Annotated in this window: 24 protein-coding genes; 19 read left to right on the forward strand and 5 right to left on the reverse strand. The window is 69.9% G+C overall.

Annotated elements, in window-relative coordinates:
- Positions 1 to 33 precede the first annotated feature (33 nt).
- The 3 genes from AC1RCS_RS17060 to AC1RCS_RS17070 all read left to right on the forward strand — a co-directional run bounded on the left by AC1RCS_RS17060 (position 34) and on the right by AC1RCS_RS17070 (position 3,257).
- The gene (locus AC1RCS_RS17060) at positions 34 to 198 is read left to right on the forward strand and encodes a rubredoxin (protein WP_218297616.1); all 165 of its coding nucleotides are present in this window, start codon (positions 34 to 36) and stop codon (positions 196 to 198) included.
- A 111-nt stretch (positions 199 to 309) separates the two neighbouring features.
- Complete coding sequence (locus AC1RCS_RS17065) at positions 310 to 2,853, forward strand: cation-translocating P-type ATPase (protein WP_492245473.1); 2,544 nt, start codon at positions 310 to 312, stop codon at positions 2,851 to 2,853.
- Between the two features lie 17 nt (positions 2,854 to 2,870).
- Positions 2,871 to 3,257: a VOC family protein gene (locus tag AC1RCS_RS17070; protein ID WP_218297618.1), complete on the forward strand. Its 387-nt coding sequence runs from the start codon at positions 2,871 to 2,873 to the stop codon at positions 3,255 to 3,257.
- 43 nt (positions 3,258 to 3,300) lie between these two features.
- On the opposite strand, the gene AC1RCS_RS17075 is transcribed toward AC1RCS_RS17070, so the two are convergent.
- Positions 3,301 to 3,909, reverse strand: a complete 609-nt coding sequence (locus tag AC1RCS_RS17075) for a TetR/AcrR family transcriptional regulator (RefSeq protein WP_218297619.1) — start codon at positions 3,907 to 3,909, stop codon at positions 3,301 to 3,303.
- 121 nt (positions 3,910 to 4,030) lie between these two features.
- Here AC1RCS_RS17075 and AC1RCS_RS17080 point away from each other — a divergent pair, with 121 nt between their 5' ends.
- From AC1RCS_RS17080 to AC1RCS_RS17100, 5 genes are all read left to right on the forward strand, one after another.
- Positions 4,031 to 4,852, forward strand: coding sequence for a metal-dependent hydrolase (locus AC1RCS_RS17080; RefSeq protein ID WP_492245472.1), 822 nt, complete (start codon positions 4,031 to 4,033; stop codon positions 4,850 to 4,852).
- Positions 4,853 to 4,985: 133 nt separating this feature from the next.
- Complete coding sequence (locus AC1RCS_RS17085; protein ID WP_492245471.1) at positions 4,986 to 6,419, forward strand: TolC family protein; 1,434 nt, start codon at positions 4,986 to 4,988, stop codon at positions 6,417 to 6,419.
- Positions 6,420 to 6,449: 30 nt separating this feature from the next.
- Positions 6,450 to 7,442 carry an HlyD family secretion protein gene (locus AC1RCS_RS17090; RefSeq protein WP_492245470.1) on the forward strand — a complete coding sequence of 331 codons (993 nt, stop codon included), beginning with the start codon at positions 6,450 to 6,452 and terminating at the stop codon, positions 7,440 to 7,442.
- Positions 7,443 to 7,660: 218 nt separating this feature from the next.
- On the forward strand, positions 7,661 to 8,833 hold the full coding sequence (locus AC1RCS_RS17095; protein WP_492245469.1) for an ABC transporter permease: 1,173 nt from the start codon (positions 7,661 to 7,663) through the stop codon (positions 8,831 to 8,833).
- A 1-nt stretch (position 8,834) separates the two neighbouring features.
- Positions 8,835 to 9,989, forward strand: coding sequence for an ABC transporter permease (locus AC1RCS_RS17100; RefSeq protein ID WP_492245468.1), 1,155 nt, complete (start codon positions 8,835 to 8,837; stop codon positions 9,987 to 9,989).
- A gap of 49 nt (positions 9,990 to 10,038) precedes the next feature.
- Here AC1RCS_RS17100 and AC1RCS_RS17105 read toward each other — a convergent pair whose 3' ends face one another.
- The 3 genes from AC1RCS_RS17105 to AC1RCS_RS17115 all read right to left on the reverse strand — a co-directional run bounded on the left by AC1RCS_RS17105 (position 10,039) and on the right by AC1RCS_RS17115 (position 12,639).
- Complete coding sequence (locus tag AC1RCS_RS17105; protein WP_492245467.1) at positions 10,039 to 11,058, reverse strand: MBL fold metallo-hydrolase; 1,020 nt, start codon at positions 11,056 to 11,058, stop codon at positions 10,039 to 10,041.
- A gap of 5 nt (positions 11,059 to 11,063) precedes the next feature.
- Positions 11,064 to 11,945 carry a bile acid:sodium symporter family protein gene (locus AC1RCS_RS17110; RefSeq protein ID WP_492245466.1) on the reverse strand — a complete coding sequence of 294 codons (882 nt, stop codon included), beginning with the start codon at positions 11,943 to 11,945 and terminating at the stop codon, positions 11,064 to 11,066.
- Positions 11,946 to 12,114: 169 nt separating this feature from the next.
- Complete coding sequence (locus AC1RCS_RS17115) at positions 12,115 to 12,639, reverse strand: Mpo1 family 2-hydroxy fatty acid dioxygenase (protein ID WP_218297627.1); 525 nt, start codon at positions 12,637 to 12,639, stop codon at positions 12,115 to 12,117.
- A gap of 150 nt (positions 12,640 to 12,789) precedes the next feature.
- Between AC1RCS_RS17115 and AC1RCS_RS17120 the strand changes: the two genes are divergently transcribed.
- The 6 genes from AC1RCS_RS17120 (at position 12,790) to AC1RCS_RS17145 (ending at position 18,852) form a co-directional block, all read left to right on the forward strand.
- Positions 12,790 to 13,494, forward strand: a complete 705-nt coding sequence (locus AC1RCS_RS17120) for a Crp/Fnr family transcriptional regulator (RefSeq protein ID WP_492245465.1) — start codon at positions 12,790 to 12,792, stop codon at positions 13,492 to 13,494.
- 104 nt (positions 13,495 to 13,598) lie between these two features.
- Positions 13,599 to 15,032: an aldehyde dehydrogenase family protein gene (locus AC1RCS_RS17125; RefSeq protein ID WP_218341622.1), complete on the forward strand. Its 1,434-nt coding sequence runs from the start codon at positions 13,599 to 13,601 to the stop codon at positions 15,030 to 15,032.
- A gap of 356 nt (positions 15,033 to 15,388) precedes the next feature.
- On the forward strand, positions 15,389 to 15,997 hold the full coding sequence (locus AC1RCS_RS17130) for a DUF2889 domain-containing protein (RefSeq protein ID WP_492245464.1): 609 nt from the start codon (positions 15,389 to 15,391) through the stop codon (positions 15,995 to 15,997).
- Positions 15,998 to 16,055: 58 nt separating this feature from the next.
- Positions 16,056 to 16,817: an SDR family oxidoreductase gene (locus tag AC1RCS_RS17135; protein WP_492245463.1), complete on the forward strand. Its 762-nt coding sequence runs from the start codon at positions 16,056 to 16,058 to the stop codon at positions 16,815 to 16,817.
- Between the two features lie 389 nt (positions 16,818 to 17,206).
- Complete coding sequence (locus AC1RCS_RS17140; RefSeq protein ID WP_492245462.1) at positions 17,207 to 18,181, forward strand: bactofilin family protein; 975 nt, start codon at positions 17,207 to 17,209, stop codon at positions 18,179 to 18,181.
- A complete protein-coding gene (locus AC1RCS_RS17145) occupies positions 18,178 to 18,852 on the forward strand; it encodes a hypothetical protein (RefSeq protein ID WP_492255478.1) in 675 nt (224 codons plus the stop codon). Before AC1RCS_RS17140 ends, AC1RCS_RS17145 begins: the two co-directional genes overlap by 4 nt.
- Before the next feature lie 34 nt (positions 18,853 to 18,886).
- On the opposite strand, the gene AC1RCS_RS17150 is transcribed toward AC1RCS_RS17145, so the two are convergent.
- Positions 18,887 to 19,729 carry a type IV pili methyl-accepting chemotaxis transducer N-terminal domain-containing protein gene (locus AC1RCS_RS17150; RefSeq protein WP_492245460.1) on the reverse strand — a complete coding sequence of 281 codons (843 nt, stop codon included), beginning with the start codon at positions 19,727 to 19,729 and terminating at the stop codon, positions 18,887 to 18,889.
- Between the two features lie 166 nt (positions 19,730 to 19,895).
- Between AC1RCS_RS17150 and moaA the strand changes: the two genes are divergently transcribed.
- The 5 genes from moaA (at position 19,896) to moeA (ending at position 24,172) form a co-directional block, all read left to right on the forward strand.
- On the forward strand, positions 19,896 to 21,035 hold the full coding sequence (gene moaA / locus AC1RCS_RS17155; protein WP_492245459.1) for a GTP 3',8-cyclase MoaA: 1,140 nt from the start codon (positions 19,896 to 19,898) through the stop codon (positions 21,033 to 21,035).
- 124 nt (positions 21,036 to 21,159) lie between these two features.
- The gene (locus AC1RCS_RS17160; RefSeq protein ID WP_218297636.1) at positions 21,160 to 21,543 is read left to right on the forward strand and encodes a DUF6713 family protein; all 384 of its coding nucleotides are present in this window, start codon (positions 21,160 to 21,162) and stop codon (positions 21,541 to 21,543) included.
- A 31-nt stretch (positions 21,544 to 21,574) separates the two neighbouring features.
- Positions 21,575 to 22,231: a molybdenum cofactor guanylyltransferase MobA gene (gene mobA / locus AC1RCS_RS17165; protein WP_218297637.1), complete on the forward strand. Its 657-nt coding sequence runs from the start codon at positions 21,575 to 21,577 to the stop codon at positions 22,229 to 22,231.
- Between the two features lie 17 nt (positions 22,232 to 22,248).
- A complete protein-coding gene (locus AC1RCS_RS17170) occupies positions 22,249 to 22,794 on the forward strand; it encodes a GNAT family N-acetyltransferase (RefSeq protein WP_492245458.1) in 546 nt (181 codons plus the stop codon).
- A gap of 19 nt (positions 22,795 to 22,813) precedes the next feature.
- Complete coding sequence (moeA, locus tag AC1RCS_RS17175; RefSeq protein WP_492245457.1) at positions 22,814 to 24,172, forward strand: molybdopterin molybdotransferase MoeA; 1,359 nt, start codon at positions 22,814 to 22,816, stop codon at positions 24,170 to 24,172.
- Positions 24,173 to 24,184 lie beyond the last annotated feature (12 nt).

Consider the following 24,184-nt stretch of genomic DNA (forward strand, 5'->3'; position numbering starts at 1 on the left):
GCCACGGCAACCACCACTGAAGGAAACCATCCCATGAAAATCTACATGTGCGTCGTCTGCGGGTGGATCCATGACGAAGCCGCTGGCAGGCCCGAAGACGGGTTGGCGCCCGGCACCTGCTGGGCCGACGTGCCTGAGGACTGGCGCTGCCCCGAGTGCCATGTCGGCAAAGCGGACTTTGTGATGTGCGAGGTGTGATGAAGGCAGATCGGGTGCGGCGCACTGCGCTGCGTCAGGGATGCAGACACCTGCGCGCGGTATAACAGTTGCACCGTTGCAGCCCTCTGTACAACGCTGCCCCACGCCCCCATGCCCACCCCAGACTCCCCCACCGGCCTCGACCCGGCCCTGGCCGCCCAACGCCTGCGTGAAGAAGGCCCCAACGAACTGGGCATCACCCAGCGCCGCACGCTGCGCGACATGGCCCGGGACGTGGTCACCGAGCCCATGTTCCTGCTGCTGCTGGGCGCAGGCGCCATCTACCTCGCCATGGGCGACGCGCACGAGGCGATGATCCTGCTGGGCTTTGTGGTCATCATCATGGCGATCACGGTGCTGCAGGAGCGCCGCACCGACAACGCGCTGAGCGCCCTGCGCGACCTCTCCAGCCCCCGCGCGCAGGCGCTGCGCGGCGGCACCCTGGTGCGCATTGCGGGCCGCGATGTGGTGCGCGAAGACCTGCTGATGATTGCCGAAGGCGACCGCATCCCCGCCGACGGCCTGCTGCTGCAGGCCCACGAGCTGGCCACCAACGAATCGATGCTGACCGGTGAATCCGAGCCCGTGGCCAAGCAAACTGCCGACAAGGTGTTTGCGGGCACGCTGGTGGTTGGCGGCCAGGGCCTGGTTCGGGTCACGGCCGTGGGGCGCCACACCGAGCTGGGGCGCATTGGCCAGTCGCTCGACACCATTGCGCTGCAGGCCTCGCCGCTGCGCGAGGAAATGGCGCGACTCACGCACAAGCTGGTGCTCATCGGGCTGTCGCTGTGCGCGCTGCTGGTGGCCCTGTTCTGGGCGCTGCGCGGCGACGCGCTGCAGGCCGTGCTGGCGGGCATCACGCTGGCCATGGGCATCCTGCCGCAAGAGCTGCCCGTGATCATGATCGTCTTCCTCGCCCTGGCCGCGCGGCGGCTGGCGGCACAGCAGGTGCTGACGCGGCGGCTCAACGCCATCGAGACGCTGGGGCAGACCACCGTGCTGTGCGTGGACAAGACCGGCACCCTCACGCAAAACCGCATGGCCGTGGCGGCGCTGTGCATCGCAGGCCAAGAGCTGGATGTACAGAACCTGCGCGCAGCAGCAGGCGGCACGGCGCTGCCGGAGGTTTTCCACGAACTGCTGGAATACGCCGTGCTGGCCAGCGAGATCGAACCGCACGATCCGATGGAGCAGGCCTTTCACCGCATGGCGGGCGACCACCTGCTGGGCACTGATCATTTGCACCCCACATGGTCGCTGGCGCGCGAATACGAGCTGTCGCCCCGGCTGCTGGCCATGAGCCACCTGTGGCGCGACGGCACCTCGGCGCACGACACCGTGGCCACCAAGGGCGCGCCCGAAGCCGTGGCGGACCTCTGCCACCTGCCCGACGCCGAACGCGCCGCCGTCAGCGCCCAGGCCGCCCGCCTGGCCGACCGGGGCCTGCGGGTACTGGGCGTGGCCAAGGCCCGGCACCGCGCACAGGACACCTGGCCTGACATTCAGCACGACTTTGACTTTGAGTGGCTGGGCCTGGTGGCCCTGGCCGACCCGCTGCGTCCCGAGGTGCCCCAGGCCGTCGCGCAATGCCGCCAGGCGGGTATCCGCGTGGTGATGATCACCGGCGACCACCCTCGCACCGCCCGCGCCATTGCGGCCCAGGCGGGCATTGCCCATGAGAGCGTGGTCACCGGCGATGAGCTGGCCCAGATGCCGCCACAGGTACTGGCCGACAAGGTACGGCAGGTCAGTGTGTTTGCCCGCATCAAGCCGCACCAGAAACTGGCGCTGGTCGAAGCCCTCAAGGCCCAGGGCGAGGTGGTGGCCATGACGGGCGACGGTGTGAACGACGCCCCGGCCCTCAAGGCCGCCCACATCGGCATCGCCATGGGACAGCGCGGCACCGACGTGGCGCGCGAGGCCGCAGCCCTGGTGCTACTGCACGACGATTTCGCAGCCATCGTGTTGGCGATTCATCGGGGGCGGCAGACCTTTGCCAACCTGCGCCAGGCCATGGTCTACACGCTGGCGGTGCACGTGCCCATCATTGGCCTGGCGCTGCTGCCGGTGCTGCTCGGGCTGCCGCTGGTGCTGGCGCCGCTGCACATCGCGTTTCTGGAACTGGTCATCGACCCGGCCTGCTCGATCGTGTTCGAGGCCGAGGAAGGCGCTGCCGATCTCATGCAGCAGCCGCCGCGCGGGGCTGGCGAGCCCCTGCTCTCGGCACGCCACTTCCTGCTGAGCATGTTGCAAGGCAGCGTGGTGACCGCCGCCGTGGTGGGCCTGTATGCCTGGCTCCTGGGCCAGCCGGCACATGCCGCCACTGCCAGCACGGCCGCATTCGTGGTGCTGGTGGCTGCGAACGCAGCGCTCATCCTGCCCAGCCGCAGCAGCGACACCCCCGGCATCTTGAGCTGGCGCAGCCTGTGGGCGGGCCTCACCCCCGTCAGCCTGTGGGTGTCGGGGGGCACGCTGGCGGCGCTGACCGCGATCACCACCGTGCCGGGGCTGGCCAGCGCTTTCAAGTTTGCGCCGCTATCGCCCCCGCACTGGTTCATGGCGCTGCTGGCCGGGCTGGCGCTGACGGCAGTGTTTGCGGCCAACAAGCGGTGGCTGCAGCCCGCGACACTGGAGCACAATCACCCGCCTGCTTGACCACACCGCCGCACGCCATGCCCATCGCTCTGGAATCAATCGACCACGTCGTCCTCACCGTTGCCAGCATCGACAAGACCATTGCGTTTTATGAGCGCGTGCTGGGCATGATCGCGCGGGAGTTCAAGCCCCGGCGGTACGCGCTGCACTTCGGCGCGCAAAAGATCAACCTGCACGAAGTAGGCACGGTGGTGGACCCCAATGTGCGCCATGCCACTGCGGGCTCGGGCGACCTGTGTTTTCTCACCAGGATGCCGCTTGACGATGTCATCGCGCACCTGCAGGCCGAAGGCGTCGCCATCGTGCAAGGCCCGGTGGGTGCAACGGGCGCACGCCACAGGCTGCGCTCGGTCTATATCTACGACCCGGACGAAAACCTGATCGAGATTGCCAACGAGGTGTGACCGGCTCGCGGCGCGGGCTGCGGCACCCGTGCCGACAACACGCTCAGAACTCCGCCGAAATCGCGGCCCGCAGCAACGCTGCGGCGGGCTCCACCAGCTCCTGCAACTGGCCCGCCCGCTCCTGCTCGATCGCCTGCAGGACCATCTCGTTGATGCCGCCCACGACCGCCATGGCCATGGTGGGCTGCAGCGGCGTCTTGCGCAGGCGCTCGCCCGGGCGGTTGTTCACCACGTCCAGCATCAGGTCGGCCAGTTGCTGGTTGGCGCGCCGCCGCGCTCCCAGGCCCGGAGCGCCCAGGCCCAGGATCTCGATGAACAGCGTGCGCAGCAGCACCGGGTTGCGCGTGAGCACGCCGAAGTACGCACCCATCGCCTGCTCCACCTGCGCCTGCCAGTCGCTGTGCGGGTCGATCGCCGCGCGCAGCACCGCGATCGCATTGCCGCTGGCCACCTCGTACAGAGCGATCAGGCACTCGGCCTTGTCGGCGAAGTTCTCGTAGAACGTGCGGCGCGACACGCTGGCCTCGCGCACGATGTCGGCGATGGTGGTGTCGGCATAGCCTTTGGAGGCCACCGCACGGGCCATGCCCTCGAGCAGACGGGCGCGGGGCTCGGGGGCCGGGGCGGAGGGGGCGGCGTCAGGGGTCGGCATGCGGATGGGGGCAGGAATCACAGCGGGTACTTGACAGTACCACACCTGGCAGGCATGATCCAGATCATTGGTACTTACCAGTACCAGCCCTGTTCCCCGGCCTTCCCAAGGAGTGTTTTCCATGACCGAACTTGTTGTCCGCCGCCTGCTGATCGACCTTGAAACCCCGTTCGAGCGCCACTGGTGCGGGGGGGATGCGTTTCGCTCGGCGTTCTTCAATGCGCTGTCGATGAGCTTTCCGGTGGGTGAGCAGTTCTTCATCGACGCCGTGAAGGACGGCCACAAGGCCCTGCCGGCCGAACAGCATGCGCGGTTCGCGGACGAAGTGCGCGGCTTCATCGGCCAGGAGGCCACGCACCGCCGCATCCACGCGCTGTTCAACGGCCACCTGGAAAAGCAGGGCCTGGTCAACGAATGGGCTCCCCGCGCGCAGGAGCGCATGAAGCTTTTCGCCCATGCCGATCCGCGCCACCCGCTGGCCGTGACCGCCGCCAACGAGCACTTCACCGCCCTGCTGGCCGAATGGCTGCTGGCGCACCCCGAAACGCTCGCCGGCGCCGAGCCGCGCCTGGCCACGATGTGGCAATGGCACTGCGCCGAAGAATCGGAGCACCGGAACACGGCCTTCGACCTGTACCAGGCCCTGGGCGGCAACCACGAATGGCGCATCACCTGGTTTCGCCGCATCACCCTGGTGTTCCTGGGCGATGTGCTGCGCCAGACCCTGGGCAACCTGCGCCGCGACGGCACGCTGTGGAAGTGGAGCACCTGGGCCAGCGCCGCCCGCACGCTGCTTGGCAAGGGCGGCCTCGTGCGCGAGACGTGGCGGCCCTGGCGCGAATACCTGCGGCGCGACTTCCATCCCGGCCAGCACGGCAGCGACCTGTCCGCGCGCTGGCTGGCCGAACACAGCGACGCCTTCACCCCCGTGGGCGCGCGCTGATGCCGGCAACGGACCACCGCGCACCGCCCCTTTGACCCGCAAGCCCCGTGCTGCTACAAACCAACCACCTGCCCTGCACCGCGCGGCCTGCCCCCGGCCACCGGGGCAGGCGCTGACCACGACGAGCTGAAACATGACATCCAACAGAACGCACCGGCGCAAGAGCCGGGCAGGCGAAGCTTTGCTGTGCCTGATCGCCACCGCCCCCCTCGCGCTTGCCGCCGGGGCCGCACATGCGCAACCCATGGCGTTCGACGCCGCGCTGCAGCAGCTCGGCCAGCGCTCCGACCAGCTTGCCGCCTCGAAAAGCGCCATCGAGAGCGCACGGCTGCGCCGCGATGCGATGCAGCGCCTGGGCGGCCCGGTGGTCAACCTGACCGGAGCGGCCTATGCCTACAACGCCAACCTGGATGTGGACCTGAACCCGCTCAACCGCGTGCTGCCCGGCGTGCTGTCGCAGCTGCCGCCACAGCTGGCGGCCCCACTGGCGCAGCTGCCACACCTGCCGTCGAGCTACACGCTCAACCGCCACAAGAGCGACACCACCAGCTCCGTCTCGGCCGTCTGGCCGATCTACATGGGGGGCGCCAGCCAGGCGGCGCGCGGCCTGCTCGATGCGCAGACCCACGAGGCCGAGGCCGACGCCGCCAGGACGGGCCATGAAGCGACCACGCTGCTGGTGCAGCGCTACTTCGGCACCCAGCTGGCCGAGCGGGCGGCCGCGCTGCGCGAGGCAGCCCTGGCCACCATCGAGCAGCACGACGCGGCCGCGCAGAAGATGCTGGACGCTGGCGTGATCGCCCGCGTGGAGCGCCTGCAGGCCCGCTCCGCCCTGGAAGAGGCTCGCCGCAACGCCCGCAAGGCGCGCGACGACGCCGAGCTGGCCGCCACCGCCTTGACCCGCACGCTCAAGGCCAGCGAGCGCGTGACGCCCACCAGCCCGCTGTTCGTGCTGAACGGGCCGCTCGAGCCCCTGCCGCAGTTCATCGACACCGCGCTCGCGCGCCACCCGGGCCTGTCCAAGGTGGCCGCCAAGAAGGAGCAGGCCACGCAGCTGCACGCCGCGCAGGAGGCACTGCGCAAGCCCCAGGTGTTCGCCTTCGGCCAGCGCCAGCTCAAGACCGGCAAGGAGGCCGACTGGGTGGCGGGCGTGGGCGTGCGCTGGACGCTGTGGGATTCGATCGACCGCAATGCGCTGGCCGAGTCGTCCAACCGCCAGATCGAGCAGGCCGAGCGCACCGGCGCGCAGGCGCAGAACGACATCGCCCTGCTGGTGGAAAAGCGCTGGCTGGGCGTGGAGCAGGCCCGCCGCCAGTTCCTGGCCATGGCCCCCAGCCTGGAACTGGCCGACGAGGTGCTGCGCCTGCGCGCTGCGGGCCTGAAGGCCGGCACCAGCACCACGCTGGACCTGATCGACGCGCAGGTGAACCAGGCCAAGGCCCAGACCGAACGCGCCCAGGCGGCGCACGACTACGTGAAGGCTCTGGCCGACCTGCTGGAGAGCTGCGGCCTGTCGGAAGACTTTGGCAACTACATGGCGCGCGCCGATGCGGTGCGGCTGGAATGAACGAAGGCGAAACGAACGAAGGCGAATGACATGAGCAACAGCAAGAACAACAGCAAGAAGGCCGCCGTGATCGGCACCGTGGCCGTCGTGGCCGTGGCCGGTTTCGTGGGCTTTGGCCTGTGGAAGGCCTCGCAGCCCGCACCCGAGCTTTTCCAGGGCCAGATGGAGGCCCAGGAGGCCGACATCGCTCCCAAGGTGACCGCGCGCATCGCGCAGATCCTGGTGAAGGAAGGCGACCAGATCGCCGTGGGCGCGCCGCTGATCCGCATGGACAGCCCCGAAGTCAAGGCCAAGCTGGCCCAGGCCACCGCCGCGCAGGAGGCCGCCCAGGCCGTGGCCGACAAGGCCCAGCACGGCGCCCGCCCGCAGGAAATCGAAATGGCCCGGCTGAACTGGCAGCGCGCCGTGGCCGCCGCCGACCTGGCCGAGTCCTCCTTCAAGCGCGTGGACGGCCTGGCCCGCGAGGGCCTGGTGGCCGCGCAAAAGCGTGACGAGGCCGAGGCCAACTTCAAGGCATCGCGCGACCAGGCGCTGGCCGCCAGGGCCCAGTACGACCTGGCCCGCGCCGGCGCCCGCACCGAAGACCGCTCGGCCGCCAGCGCCCAGGCACGCCAGGTCGCGGGCGTGGTGGCCGAGGTCGAGGCCGCCCAGGCCGAGACCGAGCTCAAGAGCCCCGTGGCGGGCGAAGTGGCCAAGGTGCTGGCCCGCACCGGCGAACTCTCCCCCCAGGGCGTGGCCGTGGTCACCGTGGTGGACCTCAAGGACCAGTGGGTGGTGCTGAACGTGCGCGAGGACCGCCTGCAGCGCTTTGCCATCGGCAGCGAGTTCGACGCCACGCTGCCGGCCCTGGGCAACAAGGCGGTGAAGTTCAAGGTCTACCACACCGGCGCCCTGCCCGACTTCGCCACCTGGCGCGCCACGCGCGCGGGCCAGGGCTTCGACGCCCGCACCTTCGAGGTGCGCGCCCGCCCCGCCGCGCCCATCGAGGGCGCGCGCCCCGGCATGACGGTGCTGGTGCAGTGAAATGTACCGACACCCCCTGAGCGCCTGCGGCGCTTCCCCCCGGCTCTCGCAACGCTGTGCGTTGCGGGCAGGGGAACGCAGCCCTCGCCGCGGGGCGGCCCTTGTCCGGCTGCCCTGGCTGGGCCGCGCGTCTTTCACGCCCTGCGATGGCCGTGAAGCGCAATGGATCATCGACGTAAAAATTGCCTTCAGCGCTTGATACATAAGCGTCAGCAGCTATGAATTCAATAGTAAACAGCTTTCGCCGCGAGGCCCGCCGCCTGGCGGCCGACCCCTGGGACCTGGCCATGGTCACCTGGGTGCCGCTGTTGGCCGTGGCGCTGCTGTGGTGGATTTTCTCGGCCGGCCTGCCGCGCCACCTGCCCGTGGGGGTGGTCGATGAGGACCACTCCAGCCTGTCGCGCCAGCTGGTGCGCATGCTCGACGCCACGCCGGGCGTGCGCATCGCGCAGAACCACGCCAACACGGCCGAGGCGGAGCGCGCGCTGCGCGCCCTCGAGGTCTATGCCGTCGTCACCATCCCGCGCGACTTCGCGCGCACCGTGAAGGAAGGCCGCGCAGCCCAGGTCACGCTGCTGCACAACGCGCAGATGGGCACGCATTCGGGCCTGCTGCAGCGCGACGTGCGCGCCGCCGTGGGCACACTGTCGGCGGGCATCGAGATGGCCGCGCGCAACAAGCGCGGCGAAAGCGCGCAAGCCGTGCGCGTGAGCATGGAGCCCATCCACACGCAGCTGGTGGCGCTGTTCAACGTGTCGAGCAACTACGAGCAGTTCCTGGGCGCGGCGCTGATCCCCGCGCTGCTGCACATCCTGGCCATGACGGCCGGTGCCTGGACGGTGGGCCGCGAGCTGCGCGACCGCAGCCTGGGCGAGTGGCTGGGCACGGGCCGTTTCGTCCCTGTCGCAGGCGCCTTGCTGGGCAAGCTCGTGCTGCCCTGGGCCACCCTCACGCTGGTGGGCCTGCTGGCGCTGGCGGGCATCACCTGGGGCCGGGGCTGGCACCCGCCGGGCAGCCTGCCCTGGGTGGCCGCCGCGCTGGCGCTGCTGATGGCCGTGTCGGTGGCGGCGGGCGCGGCCCTGGCGGCCCTCACGCGCTCGCTGCGCACCGCGCTGTCGGGCGCGGGGTTCTTCGCGGCGCCGGCGTTCGCGTTCAGCGGCGTGGCGTTTCCCCTGGCGGGCATGCCCGCCAGCGCGCGCACCTGGGCCGAGGCCATGCCGTTCACGCACTACATCCGGCTGCAGATCGAGCAGTTGCAGATGGGCGCGCCGCTGGCCACCAGCGTGTCCACCATGGCGGCGCTGCTCATCGCCACCGGCGTGCTCTGGCTCGTGGCCGCCATGGGGCTGAGCTTTGCCGCGGGCCAGCCCGCCAGTTGGGGAGGCCGCTGACATGCACGTCCACACGAACCCCGCCCCCCGGGGCCTGCTGCACGCCTGGCTGCTAGCGCTGGCCACCATGGCGCGCGACAAGGGCGTGCTGCTGCTGCTGATCGGCGCGCCCGTGCTCTACGGTTTCTTCTACCCCTGGTTCTATGCCGACGAGGTGCTCACCCGCGTGCCCGTGGCGGTGGTGGACATGGACCACAGCAGCCTGTCGCGCCAGATCACGCGCTTTGCCGACGCCGACCCGCGCATCGAGGTGCGCCTGGTCACGGGCAGCGAGCGCGAGGCGCAGGAGGCCCTGTGGCGCGGCGAGATCGAAGGCTATGCGCTGATCCCCGCCAACCTCAAGCGCAGCGTGGTGCGCGGCGAGAACGCGGTGGTCAGCATCGAGGCCAACGGTGCCTATGCGCTGCTCAACAAGGCCGTGCAGTACGGCTTCGCCGAGGCGGTGGGCACGGTGTCCGCCGGGGTCGAGATCCGCAAGCTGCAGGCCGGCGGCCAGAGCGCGCAGCAGGCCGCGGCCAGCCGCGCGCCGGTGCAGCTGCAGATGGTGGCGCTCTTCAATCCCATCGAGGGCTATGGCAGCTTCGTGGTGCCCGCCGTGGCGCTGCTGATCCTGCAGCAGACCCTGCTCATGGGCGCCGCCCTGCTCACCGGCACCTGGGTGGAGGCCGGCGAGCACCGCGCCAGCGCCACCACCTGGCTGGGCCGCCTGCTGGCGCTGAGCACGCTGGGCTGGGCCAGCGGGCTGTTCTACTTTGGCTGGATCTTCGTGCTGCACGGCTACCCGCGCGGCGGCAACCCGCTGGGCGCGCTGGCGCTCCTGGCCTGCTACGTGCCCGCCATCGCCGCGCTGGGGTCGCTGCTGGGGCTGTGGTTCGGCAACCGCGAGCGCGCGCTGCAGGTACTGCTGTTCACCACGCTGCCCATCGCGTTCGTGGCCGGTTTCTCGTGGCCCGTGGAGGCCCTGTCCGAGCCGCTGCAGTGGCTGCGCTGGCTGCTGCCCAGCACCTCGGGCGTGCAGGCCTCGCTGCGGCTCAACCAGCTGGGCGCGCCGCTGTCGGCCGCCCTGCCCCACCTGTGCGCGCTGGTGGCGCTGTGCGCGGTGGCCACGGCGGCGCTGCTGTACAAGACCCGCCCCCGGCTCCTGCCAGCAGTCTGAGCACCACGCCGCGCCGGGCCCGCCGCCCTGCCCCCTCACCCCTCACCGCTCAACGGCGCGCGGGCAGCCCGGCCCACACGTCCATCGCCTGCCACTCCAGCGGCAGGCGGACATCCACGCCGTCGCGCGCGCCCCGCTCGCGCAGGTAGGCCATGGACACATCGAAGGCATCGAGCGGCGGGGGCATGGGCTGCATGGGCCGGCCCGGAGGCTGCCAGAAGTCGTCCCAGTGGATGGGAATGACGCGCCGGGCGCCCACGGCGGCGATCACCTCGGTCCACAGCGCATCGCGGTAGCTCTCGGGCCGGGGCCCCAGCGCGCCGATGCCCTGCAGCACCACGTCGGCCTGCACGCCGCGCAGCGCACCAGGCTCGAAGCCCGCGCTGCCCACGATGAGCAGCGTCCTGCCGCCATGCTCCACATGCAGGGCATAACTTTGCCCCTCCTTGTAGTCGCTGGCACGCACCGGCGGGTGCAGCGGGGCGGTGACCTCGCCCCCCGTGAAGCCGGTGGGCGCATGGCGGCTGGCGAACAGCGTCGCCGTGAAGCGGCCAAAGCGCTGCGGCTCGCCCAGCTTCGCCACGCGGATCTGCGCCTCGGCCAGGCCCCAGCCGCGCCCCACGTTGGCCGTGGACTCGGAGCCCAGCAGCAGCGCACCCATGCGCCGCGCGACCTCGGGCGCATCCATGGCGTGGTCGTAGTGCGAATGCACGGGGATCACCGCCGCCAGCCTGCCCGTTTCGCCCGGCAGGCCGGCACGCCGCAGGCCCTGCGTGATGGCCTGCATGTCGGGCTCCACCTTGCCCAGGAAGGTCTGCAGCTTGCCGGGGCGAGAGAAAAATCCGTCCGTCATCAGCGCCGTCTCGCCGTCGTCCAGCAGCACGGTGGAAACGCCCAGGAAGGTCACCTTGACGGGTGGCGGCGCCTCGCCGCCAGCGGGCACCTTCCAGCGCAGATCCGCGTACGGCTGCAGTGAGGGGTGCTGCTGCAGCGCCCAGGCCAGCGCGCCCAGCGCGAACACCGCCAGCAGCCCCAGGGCCAGCAGCGCCTTCTTCAGCAGCGGCCGCATCGCGCTCACGCCACCTTGGCCGCGGCCGCCGTGCCAGGGCGGCGCAGCACCAGCATGCCGAACAGCGTGGCCAGGAGGTACATGCTGACCGAGTAGATGGCGGCGGGCAGCGCGAGCTGGAAGTTGCCGAGCACCGACAGCGCGATGAAGATCGCGAGCGTGGAATTGTGGATGCCGATCTCGAAGCTGATCGCCGTGGCCATGGACTTGTCCAGCCCCGCCGCGCGTGCGAGGTAGTAGCCCGATGAGAGGCTGATGGCGTTGAACAGCAGCACGGCCGGGCCGATGCCCGCGAAGGACTCCACGAGCGCCGTCCACTCCTTGGCGATGGCGATGAGCGCGAACGCCGCCAGCACCACGGCGCTGAAGATCTTCATGGGCTTTTCCATGCGTGCGCTGAACGCCGGCGCGCGCCGGTGCACCGCCATGCCCAGCACCACGGGCACCAGCACGATGACGATCACCTCCACCACCTTGCCGAACTGCAGCGGCACCACCTGGCCCGTGCGGGCAAAGGTGTCGATGGCCCAGTTGGTGATGAGCGGCAGGCTCGCGATGGACAGCACGGTGTTGATGGCGGTGAGCGAGATGTTCATCGCCACGTTGCCGCCGAACAGATGGCTGAACAGGTTGGCCGACACGCCGCCGGGCGATGCCGCCAGCAGCATCAGCCCCACCGCGTAGACGGGGGCCACGCCCAGCAGCACGATGAGGGCGTAGCACGCCGCCGGCAGCACCAGCACCTGCAGCACCAGGGCCAGCAGCACCGCGCGCGGATGCTGCAGCAGGCGCCTGAAGTCGCCCACCGTGAGCGACAGGCCCAGGCCGAACATGACCAGCCCGAGCGCAATGAACAGCAGGGTGGGAAGGATGGAAACAAAGCTCATGTGCACACACGGCCCGCAGAGGGCCGTGCTCCGTTCAAAGCGGGTGGAAACGGCAGTGCCCACGGCGCCACAAGGGCGCCGTGGGCGGAGTGCCGCGACCGGACGACAAGGAGAGAGAGAAAGAAAAGGAAAAAGGGGCAGCGAGGCGGGCGGGAAAAGCGGCGTGCCCCTAGGCCGCCGCCTGGCCCGTGCGCAGGCGCACCGGTCCGCTGCGCAGTTCGATGGCGGCCTGCACTTCCTTGCGCAGGCCCAGCGCGAAGGCCCACTCGGCCACCACGAACAGCGGGCCCACGATCAGGCCCACGAGGTCGTCCACGAACGCGGGCTTGCGGCCTTCGTAATGGTGGCCCACGAACTGGATCACCCAGCCCACGGCGAACAGGCCGATGCCCGTGGCCAGCCACACGGCCATGGACTGCAGCGCCACCCACTGCGCCACCACCAGCATCGCGGCCAGCAGCGCCGCCATGGCCAGGCCAAAACGCAGGTCGAGCCGCAGGTAGAAGACGCTGCTGGCCAGCGCGCAGAACAGCGCCGGGGTCAGGGGCAGGCCGCCCACCGCCCACGCGGGGCGCGAGAGCAGCACCACCACCGCGAACATGATCATCGGCACGCCCACGAAGTGAGTGTGGATGTTGCGCGGGTCGCGGTGGTAGTCGGCGTACTGGGCCAGGTGGTCGATCAGGGTTTTCATGGGTGTCTCCTGGTATTGTTTTGAGCAGGATCAATGGTCGCCCCGCAGGGGCCGCAACGTCTGTCGTACACACGACAAAAAGCCCCCTTCCCTTCAGCACTTCCCCTTCAGCCCCTTCCTTCCGCCCCGCGCGCACCCCGCCCTCCCCGCATGACCGACCCCGCCGCCTACCTGCCCGTTCTCCAGTCCGGCCGCTGGTTTGCCCACCTGCCGCCGGACTTTGCCCAGCCGCTGATCGCCATGGCCCACCTGCGCCAGCTGCAGCCGGGCGAGGTGCTGTTCCTGCGCGGCGACGCGCCCTGCGGGCTGTACGCGGTGGTGCGCGGGGCCATCAGCATCTCGGGCACGGGCGGGCGGGCGCACGAGGCGCGCGCTGCGCTGCTCACGCGGCTGGAGCCGCCGCACTGGTTTGGCGAGATCTCGGTGTTCGACGGCTCGGCGCGCACCCACGACGCCCATGCCGCCGAGGCCAGCACGCTGCTGCAGGTGCCGCACGAACGGCTGCAGGCCTGGCTGCAGGCCCACCCGCAACACTGGCATGCGCTGGCCCTGCTGCTCACCGACAAGCTGCGCACCGCCTTCGTGGCCATGGAGGAACTGGCGCTGCTGCCCGCCCCGCAGCGCCTGGCACGCCGCCTGGTGATGATGGCCGAGGGCTACGGCCAGTGGACGGCCGAGGGCCAGTCGCGCCGCGTGATCGGCATCTCGCAGGAGCAGCTGTCGCTGATGCTGGCCATCTCGCGCCAGACCACCAACCAGATCCTCAAGGACCTGGAGTCGCGCCACCTGGTGCGCGTGCAGCGTGGCGAGGTGGAGATCTTGGACCTGGCGGCGCTGCGGGCCACCTGCTATTGAATTACTATTAAATATATAGCAACCAGCGCTTTACCATCAAGCGCCATAGCCATTTTTCATACAAATAGTAAGCACACATTCCATTTCCGGGCAAAATGACGGCCATGCAACTGAACTACATCGCCAACGCCTCGGTTCCGTCCGCCTCGGGCCGCACGATCCCCGTGATCGACCCGTCCGACGGCCAGACCTTCGACGAAATCCAGCGCAGCAACGCCGACGACATCGATGCGGCGGTGCATGCGGCGCGCCAGTGCTACCACGCGGTGTGGCAGAAGATGGCGCCCGTGGAGCGCGGCCGCCTGCTGCAAAAGCTCTCGGCCAAGATCCTGGAGCATGCCGACGAACTCACGGCCCTGGAGCAGCGCGACTGCGGCAAGCCCACCAAGCAGGCACGCGCCGATGCGATTGCGCTGGCGCGCTACTTCGAGTTCTACGCCGGTGCGTGCGACAAGTTCCACGGCGAGACGATTCCCTACCCCGACGGCTACAGCGTGCTCACCTGGCGCGAGCCGCATGGCGTCACGGGCCATGTGATCCCCTGGAACTACCCCATGCAGATCTTCGGCCGCAGCGTGGGCGGCGCCCTGGCGGCGGGCAACGTCTGCGTGGTCAAGCCCGCCGAGGACGCCTGCCTGTCGCTGATCCGCGTGGCGCAGCTGGCGGCCGAGGTGGGCTTCCCCTCCGGCGCGCTGAACATCGTCACCGGCTACGGCCACGAGGTGGGCGACGCGCTGGCGCGCCACCCCGGCATCGACCACATCAGCTTCACCGGCAGCCCCAAGATCGGCACGCTGATCCAGCAGGTGGCCGCCGAGCGCCACTGCCCCGTCACGCTGGAGCTGGGCGGCAAGAGCCCGCAGATCATCTTTGCCGATGCCGACCTGGACGCCGCCATTCCCGTGGTCATCAACGCCATCGTGCAGAACGCCGGGCAGACCTGCTCGGCGGGCTCGCGCGTGCTGATCGACTCGCTGATCTATGAACCCCTGCTCGAACGCCTGGGCAAGGCGTTTGAAAAGCTGCGCGTGGGCCCCGCCGCCATGGACCTGGACGTGGGCCCGCTGATCCGCCAGACGCAGCAGCAGCGCGTGTGGGACTTCCTGTCCGACGCGCAGGTGGCCGGCATCCCCATGGTGGCCCAGGGCGTGGTGGTGGACGAAGCGCCCGAGACCGGCTACTACCAAGCCCCCACGCTGCTGCGCGATGTGCCCGTGGGCCACCGCCTGGCGCAGGAAGAAGTCTTCGGCCCCGTGCTGTCGGCCATGGCCTTCCAGGACGAGGACCATGCGGTGGAACTCGCCAATGCCACGCAGTTCGGCCTGGTGGCCGGGATCTGGACGCGCGACGGTGCGCGCCAGTTCCGCATGGCCAAGCGCGTGCACAGCGGCCAGGTGTTCATCAACAACTACGGCGCGGCCGGCGGTGTGGAGCTGCCATTTGGCGGCGTCAAATCCAGCGGCTACGGGCGCGAAAAGGGCTTTGAGGCGCTGTACGGCTTCACCACCTTGAAGACCGTCGCCATCAAGTACGGTTGAAGGCCTTAGAACGTGTTCACGATCTCCCAGGGGTCGCGCAGTGGTTTTTGCGGGATGGGATGCAAGGCGCGGTGGACAGCCAATAGCTCGGCTATTGGCAAGCGCCGCAACGCCGCAGACCGCCCGCAAAGACCACTGCCCGAAGGGTTGGAGCGAAATCGGGCGATTGGGCGCCTCGGCTGCTTGCATGGGCATGAGCCCATGCGGCGCATCCGAAGCATCCACTCATCCCGATTGCGCTCCAACGCGATCCCCTGCGAGATCGTGAACACGTTCTCAGTGTCCCGCCCGCGCACGACGGCACGGGCAGGCCCCGCTAACCTCGGCAGCTTCTGTACGACGATTTTTCTTCCTCCATGCCCCTGAGCCCCCCCGCCCCCCGCACCCTGAAGCATGTCCGCCGGGTGAACTACCAGGGCTTTGAACGCGACGATGGCCTGTGGGACATCGAGGGCGAGCTGCACGACAGCAAGGCCTACGACGCCCCCTCGCACCGCGACCCGACGCGCACGCGCCTGGCGGGTGAGGCCATCCACCACATGTGGCTGCGCGTGACCGTGAACCGCCAGCTGGTGGTGCAGGCGGTGGACGTGTCCATGGACTCGCACCCGCTCAAGGGCTGCACCGAGGCCCAGGCGGCGCTGCAGCGCATGGTGGGCTGCAGCATGGCGCGCGGCTGGCGCCAGGCCATCCAGAAGCACCTGGGCGGCGTGGAAAGCTGCACACACCTGCGCGAACTGCTGTTCAACCTGGCCACGGCGGCCTTCCAGTCGGTGCCTGCGGTGTTTGCCGCCAGCCACCCCGACGAGCCGCCGCGCCACCTGGGCCAGTGCACGGGGTGGGACTTCAACGGCAGCGGCGTGAAGGAATTTTTCCCCCAGTTCCATGGCCGGGAATCCAAGGCACCCGCCCCGACGGCCCCTGCCACTGAAGTTTCAGCCCCATCGGGCTCTAGCGCTGGTTGAATAAGCGCTGGCAGCTATCAATTTTGATATATCTCACCACAACCCATCGGAGACGCCCATGCGTGTGCAGAACAAATCCATCATCGTCACCGGCGCCGGCAACGGCATTGGCGAAGGCATCGCCAAGCGCCTGGCCGCAGAGGGCGGCAAGGTCATCGTCAATGACATCAACGAGGCAGGAGGCCAGCGCGTGGTGGCCGAGATCACGGCGGCAGGCGGCACGGCCGCTTTCTTCAAGGCCGACGTGACGAAGTCCGCCGAAGTGAAGGCCATGGTGGACGAGGCCGTGCGCCTGTACGGCCGCCTGGACGTGGTGGTGAACAACGCGGGCTGGACGCACCGCAACCGCCCCATGCTCGAAGTGAGCGAGGACGAGTTCGACAAGGTCTATGCCATCAACATGAAGAGCATCTACCTGTCGGCCATCCACGCCGTGCCCGCATTGCGCCAGGCCGGTGGCGGCAGCATCATCAACATCGCCTCCACCGCCGGCCTGCGCCCCCGCCCGGGCCTGACCTGGTACAACGGCTCCAAGGGCGCCGTCATCATCACCAGCAAGTCCATGGCCGCCGAGCTGGGCCCCGACAACATCCGCGTGAACTGCATCAACCCCGTGTTCAACCCCGACACCGGCCTGGCCGCCGAGTTCGCGGGCGGCCCGGTGGACGAGGCGCGCCGCGCCAAGTTCCTGGCCACCATTCCGCTGGGCCGCTTCTCCACCGCGCTCGACGTGGCCAACGCCGCGCTGTACCTGGCGAGCGAAGAGGCGTCCTTCGTCAGCGGCGTGTGCATCGAGGTGGACGGCGGGCGCTGCGTGTAGGCACCTGCTGGCGGTCTCGCGAGGGATCGCGCCCGGGCGCCCGCCACCTGCAAGGCCGCCGGAGGCCGCCCCGCGCAGGCACAAGCCGCACCAGGGAGGTGCGGATTGATTGACGGTTGCAGGGCAGCTGCCTATAGTGCCGCCCATCCATGTTTGCAAGCGCCTCTCCCGTCACGACCCCCAGCGGCACCGCGCCGCTGCGCCGTGCCGCGCGCTCGCAAGCCACCCTCCAGGCCGGCGACCGCCGGGTCTGCACGCTTGCTGCAGACTCCTGAGCCCGGCGACACCCTCTCCCCCACGTTCTTTCGCGCACCTCCTGTCGCCGGGCCCATCCCCCAGGCGCTTGCTTGCGCCCAGGCCACGGCCCGGGGCAGCCTTGAGGAGTGTTGATGCCCCCGTTCCCTTCCGGCGAGATCTCGCTCGCCCCGTGCCCCCCCGCGCGCCACGACCCCGCCGACGGAGCCGCTGCCGGCCTGACGGCCGCCACCGACATCACCCGCCACTTCATCCGCGCCAAACGGCCCTGCGCCGACGGCTACCGCTGGTACCTGCGCCGCCAGGAGGGCGCCAGCAACTACCAGGCCTTGCTGGACGACCTGGTGCGCGAAGGCCGGGTGGAAGACGCCTGCTGGATGCTCGACCAGTTCGGCCCCACCAACGACGTGCTGGAGGTGGACCATCTGGAGGCCGACGCGCTGGTGTTCGCCGGCAGCGTGCGGTGCCAGGGCAGCGCCGACGTGGACGGTGTGCTGCGCACCGGCCGCAGCCTCAGCGTGCTGGGCGGCCTGCGGGTGGGCGGTGCGCTGCGGGTGGGAGAAGACCTGCGCGTCGCGGGCGCGCTGCGCTGTGAGGGCAGCGTGCGGCTGCACGGCGATGCGCGCGTGGGCGGCTCCCTGGTGGTGGCGCAGCGGCTGCAGTGCACGGGCGGCCTGCGCGTGGGCGGCGAGCTGGACGCTGGCGCCTCGGCCCACATCGGCGGCCACTGCACCGTGGGCCAGGACCTGCGCGTGGCAGGCGCCCTGGACGGCGGCGGAGGCATCAAGGTGGGCGGCCACCTGCACGGCGACGCGGCCGTGCAGGCCACGCACGGCCTGCAGGTGGCGGGCGACGTGGACTGCCGCGGCCACCTGCAGGTGGGCTCGGGCGTGCGCGCGGGCGGGCGCATCCACGCAGGAGGGGCCATCCGCGCGGGCGAAAGCCTGTCGGCGGGGGAAACCATCGCGGCGGGTGAAGCCTATGGCGTGTACGCCGGCCTGGTGGTGCCGCTGCCCGACTGGCCCCACAGCGCCCGGGTGTGCGCCCGTGAGCAGCCCGCGCGCCTGCTGAGCGGCTGCTGGACCGATGGCCAGGGGCACACGCCATGATGCCCGGGGCCTGCGCCTTGCACCTCGCGCCCCGCATCGCCCCCGGTGCCCCGGCCGGCCGGGGCTGGCTGGGTGCGCTGGGCCACCTGCTGACCGAACTGCGCATCGACGTGGACCTGTCGGGCCGCGACATCCAGCGCGAGTTCGACGCACTGCACGAACGCATCCGCACCAACCACCGCACCCGCGACGCGATGCGTGCGCTGCCCCTGCGCCTGCACGGGCTGGAGTTGCGCCTGCGCGAAGCCGACGGCGAGTATTTTGTCTACGCCATCGACCCGCAGCGCAACCGCATCGTGGCCTACACCGTGTTCAACCGGCTGGTCGAGGTGGACCGCCGCACCGACCGCCACCTGCGCGCGCCCCACACCAAGGTGGTGGACGGCTACCGCCGCATGGGCATTGCCTCCGCCATCTACCGCTGGTGGCTGGACTCGGGCCGCAGCCTCATGACCGGGGCACGCCAGTCCGCCGGGGCCCACGGCCTGTGGATGGCCCTGGCGCGCGACTATGAGCTGGCGGCGGTGCGCATCGACGCGCACAAACGCGTGCAGCGCCTGCCCCTGCCACCACCCCCGGGATTCTTCGACGCGCTGGACACCCGGCTGGTGCTGGTGGGGCGCGATTGCCGCCTGGCGGACTTCACGCAGCACGCGGCCTGCAGCGGCTGATGGGGGGCCGGATGGCCGGATTGCCCCCGGACGCTCAGCCCAGCACCTCGCGCAGGGCTGCCTCGTACAGGTTGGTGAGCTTGTCCATCACGCCCAGCAGGCGCTCGCTGGTGGTGGCCACGGCGTTGAGCCCCACGTCATCGGCCGGGCGGCGCAGGGCCGATTCAAAGAACAGCCACTGCGAGTCGGCCAGCTCCAGCTCGTTGCGGATGGCGGGGGTGGACACCGGCGCCGCCTTCAACGTCTGCAGTGCCTGGCGGAAGTCGGCGGCGTCGGAGGCCAGTTGCGCCTGCACCACCTTGGACTCCACCTTGGCCGCGTGCAGAAAGTAGTTCTTGGCCAGGCGCTGCGACAGCATGCGCTGGCGGCCCGCCAGGTTCACCAGCCGCGCGCTGGGGGCCTGCGCCAGCCTCTCGATCGACTCGGTCACGGCCTGGGAAACCAGCAGCGTGCGGTCGGCTTGGTCGGACGCCGCCACCACCAGCGCCGTCTGGGTGGCTGGCACGGCGGTCAACTGGTTGAGCAGGGCAAACTGCTTTTGCACTTCTTCCAGCTGGCGCCCCACGTCGGCCGGCCAGCGCCCCGACTGCAGGCCCCGCGCCAGTTCGCTGCCGCCCGACTGCACCATCTTGCGCGCCAGCCCCATCACATCCACCGCCGCCCCCGGCAGCACCTGCAGGTACTGCTGGCAATAGGCCTTGGCCATCCGCTGCGACAGGGCGCGGAACCAGCCCGCATAGTTGATGGCCCCCGACAGCCCTATCTGCGCCTGGGCACTGTGGCCCCAGGTGGGCAGCAGGATGCCCGCCGCCACCCATTGAACCGCCACGCGGCGCTGGCATGGCAGGGCGTCGGCGAAGAACTCACGAACTGGCATGGGAATCCCCTGAAATCGGATGCCGTATTGTTGCAATGCAACATCCAGAGCGCCCTGCGCCATGTCAAAGGCGGGCCACGCCGCCGCCGGGGCAGAACTTGACCGCGATCAACTCCGCGCGCAGGGGCTTGCCCCTCCGCGGGGCCCCTTGCGGCAAAATCACCCCATGGCCGAACGTGTGATTCCCCTGGTGGACCAACGCATCGCCGCACTGGCGGCGCGGGTGCCCACGCACCCGGTGGCCCCCACGGGCCAACTCACCGACACCCGGGGCCGCCCGCTGCGCGACCTGCGCATCAGCGTGACGGACCGCTGCAACTTCCGCTGCAACTACTGCATGCCCAAGGAAGTGTTCGACAAGGACTACCCCTACCTGCCGCACGGTGCCTTGCTGAGCTTCGAGGAGATCACCCGGCTGGCGCGGCTGTTCCTGGCGCACGGCGTGCGCAAGATCCGCCTGACCGGCGGCGAGCCCCTGCTGCGCAAGAACCTGGAAGCGCTGGTGGCCCAGCTGGCCCAGCTGCGCACGGTGGACGGCCTGGCGCCCGATCTCACCCTCACCACCAACGGGTCGCTGCTGGCGCGCAAGGCCCAGGCCTTGAAGGATGCGGGCCTGAACCGCGTGACCGTGAGCCTGGACGGACTGGACGACACGATCTTTCGCCGCATGAACGATGTGGACTTTCCGGTGGCCGACGTGCTGGCGGGCATCGAAGCCGCGCACGCGGCGGGCCTGTCGCACATCAAGGTCAACATGGTGGTCAAGCGCGGCACCAACGACCATGAAATCTTGCCCATGGCGCGCCACTTTCGCGGCACGGGCACCACGCTGCGTTTCATCGAGTACATGGACGTGGGCGCCACCAACGGCTGGCGCATGGACGAGGTGCTGCCCTCGGCCGAGCTGATCGAACGCCTGCGCGCCGAGCTGCCGCTGGTGCAGCTCGACCCCAGCAGCCCCGGCGAGACCGCCGAGCGCTGGGGCTATGCCAACGCACAAGGCCAGTACGACCCCGCCCTGGGCGAGGTGGGCGTGATCAGCAGCGTGACCCAGGCCTTCTGCCACGACTGCAACCGCGCGCGCCTGTCCACCGAGGGCAAGCTCTACCTGTGCCTGTTTGCCTCGGAGGGCTACGACCTGCGCACCCTGCTGCGCGGCGGCGCCAGCGACGAAGCGATCGCCTCGGCCATCGCGCCCATCTGGCAACAGCGCGGCGACCGCTATTCGGAGCTGCGCAGCAGCCTGCCGGCGGACACCACACAGGGTGGCGCGCGGCGGGTGGAGATGAGCTATATCGGCGGCTAGCGGTGAGGCAGGCCCCGTGCATCTCGGCCCTGCGGAGCCCCCGCCCCGCGCCATGGTCCGGGCGCCGACGGTTTTCAGGCACCATGGGTGGCCGCGGCCTTCACCTCTTGCCCACACCCACCCCATGCCCCTTCAATCCACGCACCGCGCACTGTTCCTGGCCAATGCCACCGTCCTGGTCACGCACCAGATCGATGCCGCGTACTGGCATGAGTGGGAGCTGTTCCACATTCCCGGCGGCAACCAGGTCAACCTGCTGCTCAACCTGCCCATCATTGCGCTGGTGCTGTATGCCCAGGCGCAGGTCGCCCGGGGCGACGGCCGTTCGGCCCTGGCCTTCTACAAGCTCATGCCCTGCCTGGGAGCCTTGACCGTGGCGATCCACGGCCTGTTCTTTGCGCTGGGGCACGGGGCGTTCGCGCAACCCGTGTCCCTGGGCCTGCTGGCCTGCACGGCCGTCCTTTCGTGCCTGCAACTGACCGCGCTGCGTGCCCGGCAGCCGCTGTAGCACCCTGCTTTTCACCCCATCGCCCACCCCCATGATCGAAACCCAAGACATCACCGGCCTCGTGCTCGCAGGCGGACGCGGCAGCCGCATGGGCGGCGTCGACAAAGGCCTGCAGAACTTTCGCGGCCTGCCGCTGGCGCTGCACACGCTGATGCGGCTGCAGATGCAGACCGGCGCCACCATGGTCAATGCCAACCGCAACCTCGCGGCCTACGAGGCGTTTGGCGCCCCCGTGTGGCCCGATGTGCTGGCCGACTATGCCGGCCCGCTGGCGGGCTTTCTGACGGGGCTGGAGCGTTGCGAAACACCCTGGCTGCTGACGGTGCCCTGCGACACCCCGCTGTTCCCGCTGGACCTGGCCCAGCGCCTGGCGGCCGCGGCAGACGCCCAGGACGCCGACATCGCCATGGCCGCAGCGCCCGAAGACGATGGCACGGGCCGCACCAGCGTGCGCACCCAGCCGGTGTTCTGCCTGCTGCGCGTGGACCTGCTCGAAAGCCTGGTCGCCTTCACCCAGGCCGGCGGCCGCAAGATCGACGCCTGGACGGGCCAGCACCACTGCGCCATCGTGCCCTTCGACCAGCCGGGCGATGACCCCAAGGCCTTCTTCAACGCCAATACGCTGGCCGAGCTGCACGCGCTGGAGAGCACCAGCACACCGCAGGCCCCACAGGCCTCACAGGCTTGACGCGCCCCCCAACCGCCATGAACACGCGCCCGTTTCCGGCCACCAGTTCCGTACAGATCCGCCCCTTGGCCGCCGCGGATGCCGTGGCCTACAAGGCCCTGCGCGACGAGGCGCTGCGCACCGCGCCGGATGCGTTCACCTCCGACTACGAATCCTCGGTGGGCCGCGATGCCAGCGAGTACGTGACGCGCTTTGGCACCCTGGAATCCGGCCAGTTCTTCCTGGGGGCCTTCGACGCCACGGGCCAGTTGCTCGGCTGCCTGGGCTGTGAACGCGAACAGCGCGCCAAGCAGCGCCACTGCGCCGTGGTGGTGGGCATGATGGTGGCGCCCCGTGCGCAGCGCCAGGGCATCGGCCAGCAACTGGTGGCCGCCTGTGTGGAGGCCGCCAGCCGCGTGCCCGGGCTGACCCAGCTGGTGCTGACCGTCACCGCCTCCAACACCCACGTCGTGCGCCTGTACGAGCAGGCCGGGTTCCGCGCCTGGGGCCTGCTGCCCCACGCCATCGTGGTGGACGGCGTGGGCTTCGACAAGCTGCACATGGTGCGCGTGCTGCACGACTGATTGAAAGCTACTGAGACCCATGAAAACCATTGCCCAGATTGCCGCCGAACTGCAAGGCTACGACCCGCAGGCCCTGAGCGCCGCCGATGTGAACGCGTTTCTGCAGCGGCTGATCGAGCCCGTGACCGCCACCGAAGAGCTCCCCCTCTTCGACGCCCTGGGCCGCGTGCTGGCGCGGGACGTGGTCTCGCCCCTCAGCGTGCCGCCCCACGACAACTCGGCGATGGATGGCTATGCGTTCGCCGGCGCACAGCTCACCCCAGGGCAGCCCCTCACGCTGCGGGTGGTGGGCACGGCGCTGGCGGGCAAGGCCTGGGTGGGCACCGTGGCGGCGGGCGATTGCGTGAAGATCATGACCGGCGCCATCATGCCCCCGGGCCTGGACACCGTGGTGCCGCAGGAGTTCACCACGGCCGCAGCCGATGATGGCCACATCACCATCGCGGCCGACGTGCTCAAGACCGGCGACAACCGCCGCTTCAAGGGCGAAGACCTCCTGGAAGGCGGCGTTGCGCTGGCCCAGGGCACGCTGCTGGCACCCGCCGCGCTGGGCCTGGTGGCCAGCCTGGGCCTGCCCACGGTGACGGTGTTCCGCCGCCTGCGCGTGGCGTATTTCTCGACCGGCGACGAGATCCTGAGCCTGGGCGAAGCCCCACGCGAAGGCGCGGTGTACGACAGCAACCGCTACACCGTCTTCGGCCTGCTCACCCGCCTGGGCGTGGAGGTGATCGACCTGGGCGTGGTGCGCGACGAGCCCGCGCTGCTGGAGGCGGCATTTCGCAACGCGGCACAGCGCGCCGACGCCATCATCACCAGCGGCGGCGTGAGCGTGGGCGAGGCCGACCACACGCGCACCATGATGAAAAAGCTGGGCGACGTGGCCTTCTGGCGCATCGCCATGCGGCCCGGCCGCCCCATGGCCGCAGGGAGCATCGCCGCCACGGAATTTGAGGAAAAAACAGCCTCTGGCGCTGATCCAGCAAGCGCCAATAGCTACCAAAATAATAGCAAACAATCCCACAACGGCGCGGTGCTATTCGGCTTGCCCGGCAACCCGGTGGCCGTGATGGTGACGTTTCTGGCCTTCGTGCGCCCCGCCCTGCTGCGCATGATGGGCAGCACACACACCGCCCCGCCCCTGGTGCGCGCCACCAGCACCGAAGCCCTGCGCAAGAAACCCGGCCGCACCGAGTACCAGCGCGGCACCGTCACCACCGCCGCCGACGGCACGCTGCAGGTGCGCACCACGGGCAACCAGGGCTCGGGCGTGCTCAGCTCCATGGTGCAGGCCAACGGGCTCATCGTGCTGCACCACGGCCAGGGCAATGTGGCGGTGGGCGACACGGTGGATGTGATGCTTTTTGACGGCGTGATCTGACACGGCCACGGG

This window comes from Acidovorax sp. GW823-FHT01C06 (genome assembly GCF_058798375.1).